General features: G+C 71.8%; 3 protein-coding genes. 2 read left to right on the top strand and 1 reads right to left on the bottom strand.

Annotated elements, in window-relative coordinates; genetic code table 11:
• Positions 1 to 265: 265 nt before the first annotated feature.
• Positions 266 to 1549 carry an aminotransferase class I/II-fold pyridoxal phosphate-dependent enzyme gene (locus PHA29_RS09620; RefSeq protein WP_270405524.1) on the bottom strand — a complete coding sequence of 428 codons (1284 nt, stop codon included), beginning with the start codon at positions 1547 to 1549 and terminating at the stop codon, positions 266 to 268.
• Between the two features lie 313 nt (positions 1550 to 1862).
• On the opposite strand from PHA29_RS09620, the gene PHA29_RS09615 reads away from it, so the two are divergent.
• Entirely contained in the window at positions 1863 to 2117 is a 255-nt protein-coding gene (locus tag PHA29_RS09615) for a hypothetical protein (protein ID WP_270405523.1), read from the top strand.
• A gap of 39 nt (positions 2118 to 2156) precedes the next feature.
• Complete coding sequence (locus tag PHA29_RS09610; RefSeq protein ID WP_270405522.1) at positions 2157 to 2570, top strand: hypothetical protein; 414 nt, start codon at positions 2157 to 2159, stop codon at positions 2568 to 2570.
• Positions 2571 to 2624: the final 54 nt, after the last annotated feature.

Genomic DNA, 2624 nt, shown 5'->3' with positions numbered 1-2624 from the left:
CGTCGCCCGCCGGCGCGGCGGGCGCGGCCGCGGGGGCAGCGTCGCCCTCCGCGGGGCGCCCGACGGCATCCATCAGCTCCTGCTCGTCATCGAAAAACTCGTCGTCGGCCATAGCCAGCGTCGCTCCTCTTCTCGTCATCGGTCATACCGGCCGGCACCGGGCGGGCGGCCCCGCCGCCATGGCGGCGGATGGCGGCAGGCGGGACGGCCCCCGTGCCATGCTCTGGCGCATCATGCCGCCGGGCGCCCGCCGCCAGGCCCCGGATCAGGCGCGGGCAGCGCGCGCGACCTCGGCGGAGGCGAGCTTGACGGCCAGCACCAGCACGTCGAGCGCCGCGGAGAGCTCCTCCACCGACGGGTAGGTCGGCGCGATGCGGATGTTCGAATCGTACGGGTCGTACCCGCCGGGCCACGTGGCGCCCGCCGGGGTGAGCTTCACGCCCATCTCGGCGCACAGGGCGCCGACGCGCTTCGCGGTGCCCTCGGGGCCGTCGAAGGACACGAAGTACCCGCCGTTGGGATGCGACCAGGAGCCGCAGCCGGTCCCCGCGAGCCCCTGCTCGAGCTTCTCCTCGACGCACGCGAAGCGCGGGCGCAGGAACTCGGCGTGCTTGCGCATGTGGGCGCGCACCGCCTCGAGGGTGGGGAGGAAGCGCACGTGGCGCAGCTGGTTGAGCTTGTCGGCGCTGATGAGGCCGACCTTGAGGGTGCTCGCGACCTCGGCGACGTTGGCCGGGCTCGACCCGAAGAAGGCGATGCCGGCGCCCGGGAAGGTGATCTTGGAGGTCGACGCCACCGCGAGGATGCGGTCCTCGGTGCCCGCCTCGCGCGCGAAGTCGAACACGTTGGCGAGGACGTCGGGCTCGTCGGTGAGGTCGTGCACCGCGTAGGCGTTGTCCCACACGATACGGAAGTCGGGCGCGGCCTTCATCGTCGCGAGGCGGCGCACCGTCTCCTCGGAGTAGGTGATGCCCGTGGGGTTGGAGTACTTGGGCACGCAGAACATGCCCTTGATGGAGTCGTCGGCGGCCACGAGGCGCTCGACCTCGTCCATATCGGGGCCGGTCTCGGTCATGCGCACGGGGACGTTCTCGATACCCAGGTCCTGGGTGATGCCGAAGTGGCGGTCGTAGCCGGGGGCGGGACACAGGAACTTCACGCGGTCGAGCTTGCTCCAGGGGGTGTGGCCGGGGACGCCCTTCTCCCAGTAGTGGATGAGGACCGACTGCATGATGTTCAGGCTCGAGGAGCCCAGCACGATGGTCTGCTCGGCGGGCACGCCGAGGAACTCGCCGGCCAGGCGGCGCGCGGAGGGGATGCCCTCGAAGCAACCGTAGTTGGAGCAGTCGACGCCCTCGTCGGTGAGGTCGGCGGTGCTGCTCAGGATGTCAAGCATCGGGCGGGAGATGTCGACCTGAGCGGGCGAGGGCTTGCCGCGCGCCATGTCGAGCGCGAGGCCCTTCGCCTTCACCTCCGCGACCTCTGCCTCGAGCTGGGCGATCGCCGCATCGAGCTCGGCTGTCTCCATCTTCTCGTACATGGTTTGCATGGCGGGCTCCCTCTTCCCTTCAGACGAGCGGCCCCGAGTCGGCGGGCCGGACGCCGCGGTACAAACAGGGAGTAAGTATACCTGCATGCGTGTTTCCGTCGTGTGTCCCCGCGCGAGACGGCGAAAACGCCAGAAGCGCGGGAGGGGCCGGCGCGCGGCGCGGCCCCGCGTCGTGCGCCGGCCGCGGCCGGCGTCGAAGCCGTGACGACAGGCAGGGCGGTCCCCCGCGTCGTGCCCGGCCGCGGCCGCCGGCGCCCGCGACGCGGCTTCCGTGGTAGATTAGACGCCGAGCACACGAGCGCGAGGAGGCCACATGAGGCTCGGTTCCATACAAGCTGAGGAGTTCGGCGACCTGCAGCGCCTGGTCGACGGCATGTACGCCGGCCGCGAGACGGTCGACCGCCTCGACCTGGTGGTCCAGGCCGAGATCCTCGACCTCGCGCCCGACCTCATGGAGATTGTGACCCTGCTGCCGCCCGGCGTCTACGACCGCCGGCGCCTCTGCGACCAGCTGAACTCGGCGCTCGCCGCGCACGGCTGGGGAAGCATGTACGGGACGGTCGAGTAGGCGCCGCTCAGGGGCGGTCAGCCGGAAGGGAGCACGCACATGGACGCCGACCGGGACCGGGAGCGCCGTCAGGCCATCGAGGCCGCCGACGTCGCGCTCGAGCACCTGCATCGCGCCGAGGAGTACCTGCACTCCGCCGGCAACTGGGGCGCGTTCGACATCTTCGCGGGCGGGTTCCTCTCGTCGATGGTCAAGCGCGGCAAGATGTCGCGGGCGCAGGACGAGCTCGAGTCCGCCCGCGACGCGCTCGCGGACTTCGTGCGCGAGCTGCGCGACGTCGAGGGCGCGAGCGGCTGGGGCATCGAGACCGGAGGGTTCGTCGGCGCCGCCGACGTGTTCCTCGACAACCCCTTCGTCGACCTCTACGTCCAAGGGCAGATCGACGACGCCCGCTACCGCGTCAACCGCGCCATACGCCAGGTCGAGGCCATCCGCGCGCGCCTCGCGGGCTGACGCCCCGGCGACGCGCGCGGCCGCGGCGCCCGGCGGTCGGAAAGCCCGCCGGCC

The sequence above is a fragment of the Candidatus Collinsella stercoripullorum genome, from assembly GCF_027669965.1.
Classification (GTDB): Bacteria; Actinomycetota; Coriobacteriia; order Coriobacteriales; family Coriobacteriaceae; genus Collinsella; species Collinsella stercoripullorum.
The sequence above is the reverse complement of the archived record's forward strand: the minus strand, read 5'-3'. Positions and strand labels throughout refer to the sequence as shown.

Bases quoted from the DNA above. Each gene is read 5' to 3' on its own strand.
- PHA29_RS09620 (WP_270405524.1), bottom strand. From the start codon at position 1,549: ATGCAAACCATGTACGAGAAGATGGAGACAGCCGAGCTCGATGCGGCG.
- PHA29_RS09615 (WP_270405523.1), top strand. From the start codon at position 1,863: ATGAGGCTCGGTTCCATACAAGCTGAGGAGTTCGGCGACCTGCAGCGC.
- PHA29_RS09610 (WP_270405522.1), top strand. From the start codon at position 2,157: ATGGACGCCGACCGGGACCGGGAGCGCCGTCAGGCCATCGAGGCCGCC.